This window comes from uncultured Georgenia sp. (genome assembly GCF_937958535.1).
In the GTDB taxonomy this organism is placed as follows: Bacteria; Actinomycetota; Actinomycetes; order Actinomycetales; family Actinomycetaceae; genus Oceanitalea.
In genome coordinates, this window is the sequence record NZ_CALGNQ010000193.1 from 1 (window position 1) to 7,880 (window position 7,880).

Sequence of the window (7,880 nt, forward strand, 5' to 3'; positions counted from 1 at the left end):
GGGCCGACCGAGCCCACGCCGGAGCCGACCCGCGCACCCGCGCCCGCACCGGCGCCCTCCCCGCGGCCCACCCCGCCGCCGGCCCCCGCCCCGGCTCCGGCGCCCCAGCCACCGCCGTCGTCGTCGGACGCCGGCCGACAGGCGCTGGAGTGGGCACGGACGCAGATCGGCAAGCCCTACGTGTGGGGGGCCACCGGACCGGACGGCTACGACTGCTCCGGCCTGACCCAGACCGCCTTCGCGCGGGCGGGGGTGTCGCTGCCGCGCACGACCCGTGCGCAGTACGCGGCGACCACCCGCGTCCCGGTGGACCAGCTGCGGCCCGGCGACCTCATCTTCTACTCGAACAACGGCGCTCCGTCCGGCATCTACCACGTCGCGATCTACGCCGGTGACGGGATGCGCCTCCACGCCCCGTCGCCGGGCAAGACGGTGGAGCTGGTGCCGATGTACTGGCCCAACGTCCTGCCGTACGGCGGACGCGTCTGACGGTCGCGGTCTGCCGCACGACGGGTCTGCGGAGCGGCGACGGCGAACGGCGGGTGGGCTGAGGTCGCCGTCCGCGACCGACACCGGGTGCGCCTGAGGACCGGGTGCGCCTGAGGAACGGGCGCGGCGGTGCGGTCCGCGACCGACGCCGGCCGCGGATGCTGTCCCGGACGGGTTACTCGGCCTGGCCCGGGCCGTGCGGGTCCGCCTCGGCGTGCAGGCCCGCCTCCTTGGCCCGCTGGAAGGAACGCCGGATCTCCGCCTCGGCCTCCTCGCGTCCCACCCAGTGGGCGCCCTCGACCGACTTGCCCGGCTCGAGGTCCTTGTAGACCTCGAAGAAGTGCTGGATCTCGAGACGGTGGAACTCGCTGACGTCCTCGATGTCGGTGCGCCACGACGCGCGCTGGTCCGCGGCGGGCACGCACAGCACCTTGTCGTCGCCGCCCGCCTCGTCCCGCATGCGGAACATGCCCAGTGCGCGACAGCGGATGAGGCAGCCGGGGAACGTCGGCTCCTCGAGGAGGACGAGGGCGTCGAGCGGGTCGCCGTCCTCGCCGAGGGTGTTCTCGATGAAGCCGTAGTCGTCGGGGTAGCGGGTGGAGGTGAAGAGCATCCGGTCCAGGCGGATCCGACCCGTCTCGTGATCCACCTCGTACTTGTTCCGGTTCCCCTTGGGGATCTCGATCGTGACGTCGAACTCCACTGCGTGACCTTCCTTCCGCCACCGCCGCTGCGGTGCGTGGGTGCGCCGGAGGCGCGAATGGTTACCTGCCGGGTACTAGTGTGGCCTACCGGCAGCTGTGGGTCGGCCACGACGTGGCGCAGGAGTGGAAGGGCGGACGCCGCGTGGCACGGAGCAGGGGAGGACGACGCCGGGGCCGGGGCGCCGTCGCAGCCCTCGCCGCGATCCTCCTCGTGGGTGGCGGTTACGCCGCCGCGGACGCCGCCGACGTCGTCCCGGGTGTTCTCACCACCACCCCACCCGTCCCCGAGCCGGCCCCCTTCCCGCAGCCCACCGCAGCGCCGGCCGAGCCGCTCCTGCCCGCCCTGGACCCCGATGTCCCGCCTCCCTCCCCGGACACGCTCACCGAGATCAGCCGGGAGCTGGTGGAGGACGTGCGGACCGGGGGCGACGTCGGCGTCGTCGTCCGCGACGCGCGCACCGGCGAGGTCCTCGTCGACATCGGCGGCGCCGCACCCCGCACCCCGGCCTCCTCGCTCAAGCTGCTCGGCGCGGTCGCCGCGCTGGACGCCCTCGGACCCGGCCACGTCCTGCGCACCACCGCCGTCATGGGCGAGCCGGGCCAGGTGGTCCTCGTCGGCGGCGGGGACGTCCTGCTCACCGCCGGCGAGGCCCGGCCGCACGACGCCGTGGGCCGCGCCTCCCTGCGTGACCTCGCCGCGCGGACCGCCGAGGCCCTGGACGGGCAGGAGGTCACCGTCGCGCTCGACGACACCCTCTTCAGCGGCCCCCGCTACGCACCCGGCTGGGGCGGGATCGACCTCGACTTCGTCATGCCGATCCAGCCGATCGCCGTCGACGCCGGCGTCTCGCCGGAGGGCGGCTACCAGGACGACCCGGCCCTGGCCGCGGCCCGCGCCTTCGCCGACGCCCTGCGCGCCGAGGGCGTCACCGTGCGCGGTGAGGTGACGCGCGCCGTCGCCCCGGCCGGTGCGACGGAGCTCGCCGCCGTCGAGTCGGCACCGCTGCGCGACGTCGTCGCTCACACCCTGGCCGTGTCGGAGAACTCCGTCTCGGAGGTGCTCGCCCGGCTGGTGGCCGTCGCCGACGGGCAGGACCCGACCTTCGCCGGGGCCACCCGGGCGGTGCTCGCCCGGCTCGCGGCGCTCGGCGTCCCGACCGACGGGGTGACCCTGGCCGACACCTCCGGGCTGCTCGTCGAGAACCAGGTGCCCACCGCCGTCCTCGCCGACGTCATGGCGACCGCGCTCGACCCGGACCGCCCGGACCTGCGCGGCGCGGTCACCGGGCTCCCGGTCGCCGCCCTCGAGGGCACGCTGAGCACCCGGATGCACAACGCGGCCGCCGGGGTGCTCCGGGCCAAGACCGGCACCCTGCTCAGTGCTGTCAGCCTCACGGGGCTCGTCCTCGACGCCGACGGGCGGCTGCTCGTCTTCGCCGTCGTCGCCGACGACCTCGAGCTCGGGGGAGTGGGGCCTGCCCGTGCCGCGATCGACGAGTGGGCGGCCCGCGTCGCCGCGTGCGGCTGCCGCTGAGCGCCGGCGGTCTCCCGGCGGGCCGCTGCGGAAGTCGCGCCCGCTGGGGCCCATGCGTCCGGGGTGGCCGGGCCGGATCCGTTGACACCGGTATATGTGTGCCGTACACATATATGTGTGTCCGCAGAGCCGCTGCACGCCCTCGACGAGGCGATCCTCCGTTTCCGGGTCGCCACCCAGCGCCCGGCGTACGCGCGCGCCATCCTCGACGGGCTCGGGTTCGACGGAGGGGTCGCCTCGCTGCGGGTGCTGCGGGCCGTGGAGCGACTCACCGCGGCGGAGGGGGGACCGTCGATCCGGCGGGTGGCGTCGGAGCTCGGCGTGGAGCACTCCACGGCGAGCCGTCTCGTCGACGGGCTCGACCGGGCCGGCCTGCTCGAGAAGCGCGGGTGCGGCGAGGACCGGCGTCAGACCCGGCTGCGGCTGACCGCGCGGGGCAGGTCGGTCCTCGACCGGGCCACGGCGCGGCGCCGTGAGTTGGTCGCCGAGCTCACCGCCAGCTGGTCGGCCGAGGACCGCGACACGCTCACCCGGCTGCTGGAACGGCTGGCCGCGGTCTTCGACGAACGGTTCGCGCGGCCGTGACGGACGATGCGGCGCGCGTGACGGTCGGGCGGAAGGACGGCCCGCCGCGCAGCGCCGCGCGCCTGGCCCTCGACCGGCAGTTCGGGGCGCTCTTCTGGGGGAACCTCCTCAGCGGGACGGGGATCTGGTTCCACAGCATCGTCGCTGCCGTCGTCGTCTACGCCGCCACCGCCTCCGCCCTGTGGGTGGGGCTGGTGACCGTGGCCCAGTTCGTGCCCCAGATCTTCCTCACCCCACTGAGCGGCGGCTGGGCGGACCGCGGCAACGCGGGCCGGCAGATCGTCGCCGGGCGGGCGGTCGCCGCCCTCGGCTCCGCCGGCGCGGCCGCCTTCTGTCTCGTGCGCGGCCCGCTCGAGAGCCACACCGACGCCCTGGTCGTCCTCGCCGCGACCCTCGTCGCCGGACTCGGCTTCGTCGTCGGCGGACCCGCGCTGCAGTCCATCGTCCCGCTGGTGATCCGGCGGGGTGAGCTCCCCACGGCCATGGCGATGAACTCCCTGCCCTGGACGATGGCGCGGGTGGCCGGTCCGGCGGGCGGTGCGTTCGTCGCCGCGCACCACAGCCCGGCGCTGGCGTTCGGCCTGGCGGCCGGGGCCCACCTCGTCTTCGTCGTGCTGGCGCTCCTCGCCGCGCTCCCGGCCGGCGCCCAGCGCGAGGACGGCACCGACTTCCGGGTGCGGGTCGCCCTGCACTACGTGCGCCGCGACCCGACGATGCTGGTCCTCCTCGTCGTGGTGGCCGGTATCGGGTTCGCCTCCGAGCCGTCGATCACGCTGGCGCCGACGATCGCCGCGGACCTCGGCGGTGACACGGCGCTCGTCGGACGCCTGACCGGGGCCTTCGGGGCCGGGGCGGTGCTCGGCTTCTTCGGCTACAACGTCGTGAGCCTGTGGCTGCGGCAGCAGCGGGTGCTGCAGGTCGGGCTCGGCGTCATGGTCCTCGGCTGGGTCGTCCTGGCCGGGGCGGCGCACGTCGGCCTCGCCCTGGGCGCCTTCACGGTGGCCGGCCTCGGGTTCATGGTGGCGAACACGGCAGCGGTCACGCTGATCCAGCAGCGGGTACCCGACGAGCTGCGGGGGCGGGTGATGGCCCTGTGGATGGTCGGCTTCGCCGGTTCGCGGCCGCTCGCGTCCGCGGTCGAGGGGTTCCTCGCCGACGCCGTCTCCCTCCCCGCCGCGCTCCTGGTCACGGCGGGTGTCCTCCTCACCGTGCTCTGCCTCTTCCGGCCCCGGCGCCTCGACTTCCCCGCCGCCCGCGCCGGCACCGTCCCGGAGCGGGAGGTGTCGCGCGATGGCTGACCGACCGACCACGACGGACGTCGGGCCTCCGCCCCGCGGGGCGGTCCGGCTGGCGCTGGACCGCCGGTTCGGGGCCCTGTTCTGGGGGCGGCTGCTCAGCGGCGGCGGCGTCTGGACCCACAGCATCGTCGCGGCCGTCGTCGTCTTCGCGGCCACGGGGTCGACACTCTGGGTCGGGCTGGTCAGCGTCGCGCAGTTCACCCCGCAGCTCCTGCTCACCCCGCTCAGCGGCAGGTGGGCGGACCGGGGGAACGTCGGCCGTCAGATCGTCTACGGCAGGGTGCTGTGCACGGTCGGCTCGGCGACGGCGGCCCTCGCCTGTGCCGTCGGGGGCAGCCCCGACAGCCGCGGTGACGCCGGGTGGATCCTGGCGGCGAGCCTCGTCGTGGGGCTCGGGTTCGTCGTGGGTGGGCCGGCCCAACAGTCGATCATCCCGCTGCTCGTGCGGCCGGCCGAGCTGCCCACGGCGATGGCACTGAACTCGCTGCCCATGACCCTGGCCCGGGTCGTCGGACCGGTGGGCGGTGCGCTGCTGGCGGCCTACTACAGCGCGGCTCTCGCGTTCGCGCTCGCGGCCCTCACCCACGCGGTCTGCCTCGTCCTGCTCGTCCTCGCCGCGCTGCCGGCCGGGATCGAGCACGGCGCGGACGTCGACCACCGCGTGCGGGCGGCGTTCCGGTACGTGGCCGGCGACCGGGCGATGCTCGTGCTCCTCCTCGCCGTCGCGGCGATCGGGTTCGCCTCGGAGCCGTCGATCACGCTCGCCCCGCCTCTCGCCGACCGGCTGGGGGGTGACCCGGGGCTGGTCGGCAGGCTGACCGGTGCCTTCGGCCTGGGGGCGGCCCTCGGCTACTTCGGGTTCAGCGCCGCCAGCCGCCGGACGGGCCAGCCCCGCGTCCTCGTCGGCGGGCTCGTCGTCATGGCCCTCAGCCTCGCGTCCCTCGCCCTTGCGACGACCGCCGCCGGCGCGCTCGGCGGCCTCGCGTTCGCCGGCGCCGGGTTCATGGTCGCCAACAGTGCCGCGGCCACGCTGGTCCAGCAGCGCGCGCCCGCCGAGCTGCGCGGCCGGATCATGGCGCTGTGGATGGTCGGCTTCGTCGGGTCCCGCCCGGCAGCCGCCGCGGTCCAGGGCTTCCTCGCCGACACGGTCTCCGTCCCGGCGGCACTCCTCGCCACCGCCGGGGTCCTGGCACTGGTGGTCGCCGCGCTGCGACCGCGCACCCTGGAGCAGCCGGTGGGTGACAGCAGGCTCGCGCGGCGTCCCGGCTGAGCCGTGCGCGTCGTCGTCCACGGGATACCGTGACGACATGGCTTCCCCCATCGACTGGCAGGCCGCCCGCCGCCGCGCCGCCGTGCTCTCCCCGCCCGGGCCGCGTGCCGGGCGCGCCGAGGCCCGCGGCGTCGTCACCGTGCTCCACACGGCCGCCCGGGAGGCCCCCGAGCACGTCGCCGAGATCACCGGCCTCACCGACGCCGCCGAGCGGGCAGGCCGCCGCCCCGTCTTCGTCGTGGACCGCGCCCGCTGGTCCGAGGCCAACATCGCGCTCTTCCGCGGCCTCGTCGGCGACCTGCTCCCGCCCACCACGCTGCCGGGGGCCGCCCGGCTCGGCGGGGAGGAGCTGGGCATCATGCTCTCCTACCTCTCCACCAAGGTGCTCGGCCAGTACGACCCCTTCACCGCGGTCGGCGACGACGGCGCACCGGGCTACCTCGTCCTCGTCGCCCCGAACATCCTCCACGTCGAGCGCGAGCTCGACCTCGACGCCATCGACTTCCGCCGCTGGGTGTGCCTCCACGAGCAGACGCACGCCGTCCAGTTCGCCGCCGCGCCGTGGCTCGCCGACCATCTCCGCAGCCGGATGCGCGAGGCCGTCTCCTCCATCGCCGCCCCCGACAGCGGGGGCCGGCGCTTGGCCCGCACCTTGCGCGCCGTCGTCGAGGCACTGTCCACGCCGCGCGGGGCGACCCCGCCGGCGCAGGCGCTCGCCGGGCCCCTCATCGACGCCGCGCTCACCGAGGCCGAGCGCGAGCGGCTCGCCGAGATCGTCGCCGTCATGTCCCTCCTCGAGGGCCACGCCGACGTCGTCATGGACGCCGTGGGACCACGCGTGCTGCCGTCGGTGGCGCGGATCCGCAGCCAGTTCGAGCGGCGGCGGCAAGGCAGCAGCACGCTCGACGTCGTCGTGCGCCGACTCATGGGCATGGAGGCGAAGATCGCCCAGTACCGCAACGGCGCCGACTTCGTGCGACGTGTCGTCCACCGCGTCGGCCACCAGGGCCTCAACGCCGCGTGGACGTCGGTCGAGACGCTGCCGACCGCCCGCGAGATCTTCGAGCCCGACGCCTGGGTGCGGCGGGTCCACGGCTGAGCCGTGGCCGGTCCCGCTCCGGCGGTGGCGGCGGCCCGCGTCGCCGTCCGTGCGGCACTCGCGGACCTGGCCCCGGGCTCCCTGGTGCTCGTCGCCTGCTCCGGTGGGGCGGACTCCCTGGCCCTGGCCGCGGCGACCGCCTTCGTCGCCCCCCGGGCCCGGCTGCGCGCCGGTGCCGTGGTCGTCGACCACCGCCTGCAGGAGGGCAGCGCCGACGTCGCGCGCGAGGCCGCCGCGACCTGCCGCCGGCTCGGGCTCGACCCGGTCGAGGTCCGGCCGGTCGAGGTCCGGGGACCCGGCGGTCCGGAGGCCGCCGCCCGCGAGGCCCGCTACGCCGCGCTCGCAGCGAGCGCCCGGGAGCACGGCGCCGCCGCCGTCCTGCTCGGGCACACCCTGGACGACCAGGCCGAGACCGTGCTGCTCGGCATCGGCCGCGGCTCCGGCGCACGCTCGCTGGCCGGCATGCCGGCCGCGGCGGGGCTGTGGCGCCGCCCCTTCCTCGGGCTGCGCCGCCGCGACACCGAGGCGGTGTGCGCGGCGCTCGGTCTGCGGTACGTGGACGATCCGACCAACGCCCCCGACGGCCCCTGGCGTCGCGCGGACGGCGGCCCGCTGCGCCGCGCCGCGATCCGGCACCGCGTCCTACCGGCGCTGGAGGAGGCGCTCGGCCCCGGCGTCCCCGAGGCCCTGGCCCGCACCGCGCAGCGGCTGCAGCAGGACGAGGACTACCTCTCCGCCGCCGCCGAGGAGCTCGCCCGCACCGCAGGCCTCCCCACCGACAGCCCACGTCCCACCGACAGCTCACGTCCCGCCGACAGCCCGCTTCCCATCGAGAGCCCACTTCCCGCCGACAGCCCAGTTCCCACCGAGAGCCCACGTCCCACCGAGAGCTCACGTCCCA

Annotated in this window: 8 protein-coding genes; 7 read left to right on the top strand and 1 reads right to left on the bottom strand. The window is 76.0% G+C overall.

Annotated elements, in window-relative coordinates; genetic code table 11:
• Positions 1-489, top strand: a 489-nt coding sequence (locus tag Q0195_RS10310) for a C40 family peptidase (protein WP_299277987.1), incomplete at its 5' end; no start/stop codon positions are given.
• Between the two features lie 175 nt (positions 490-664).
• Here Q0195_RS10310 and Q0195_RS10315 read toward each other — a convergent pair.
• Positions 665-1,192 (bottom strand): inorganic diphosphatase, encoded by a 528-nt coding sequence (locus Q0195_RS10315; protein WP_299277990.1) that lies wholly within the window; start codon positions 1,190-1,192, stop codon positions 665-667.
• Positions 1,193-1,272: 80 nt separating this feature from the next.
• Here Q0195_RS10315 and dacB point away from each other — a divergent pair, with 80 nt between their 5' ends.
• From dacB to tilS, 6 genes are all read left to right on the top strand, one after another.
• Positions 1,273-2,727 (top strand): D-alanyl-D-alanine carboxypeptidase/D-alanyl-D-alanine-endopeptidase, encoded by a 1,455-nt coding sequence (gene dacB / locus Q0195_RS10320; protein WP_299277993.1) that lies wholly within the window; start codon positions 1,273-1,275, stop codon positions 2,725-2,727.
• A gap of 117 nt (positions 2,728-2,844) precedes the next feature.
• Positions 2,845-3,312, top strand: a complete 468-nt coding sequence (locus Q0195_RS10325) for a MarR family transcriptional regulator (RefSeq protein WP_299277996.1) — start codon at positions 2,845-2,847, stop codon at positions 3,310-3,312.
• A 17-nt stretch (positions 3,313-3,329) separates the two neighbouring features.
• Positions 3,330-4,610 carry an MFS transporter gene (locus Q0195_RS10330; RefSeq protein WP_299277999.1) on the top strand — a complete coding sequence of 427 codons (1,281 nt, stop codon included), beginning with the start codon at positions 3,330-3,332 and terminating at the stop codon, positions 4,608-4,610.
• Complete coding sequence (locus Q0195_RS10335) at positions 4,603-5,880, top strand: MFS transporter (protein WP_299278002.1); 1,278 nt, start codon at positions 4,603-4,605, stop codon at positions 5,878-5,880. Before Q0195_RS10330 ends, Q0195_RS10335 begins: the two co-directional genes overlap by 8 nt.
• Before the next feature lie 37 nt (positions 5,881-5,917).
• Positions 5,918-6,979 (top strand): zinc-dependent metalloprotease, encoded by a 1,062-nt coding sequence (locus Q0195_RS10340; protein WP_299278005.1) that lies wholly within the window; start codon positions 5,918-5,920, stop codon positions 6,977-6,979.
• A gap of 3 nt (positions 6,980-6,982) precedes the next feature.
• Positions 6,983-7,880, top strand: an 898-nt coding sequence (gene tilS, locus Q0195_RS10345; protein WP_299278008.1) for a tRNA lysidine(34) synthetase TilS, incomplete at its 3' end; no start/stop codon positions are given.

Excerpts from the sequence above, each read along its gene's own strand:
- Q0195_RS10335 (WP_299278002.1), top strand. The coding sequence starts at position 4,603 with ATGGCTGACCGACCGACCACGACGGACGTCGGGCCTCCGCCCCGCGGG.
- Q0195_RS10340 (WP_299278005.1), top strand. The coding sequence starts at position 5,918 with ATGGCTTCCCCCATCGACTGGCAGGCCGCCCGCCGCCGCGCCGCCGTG.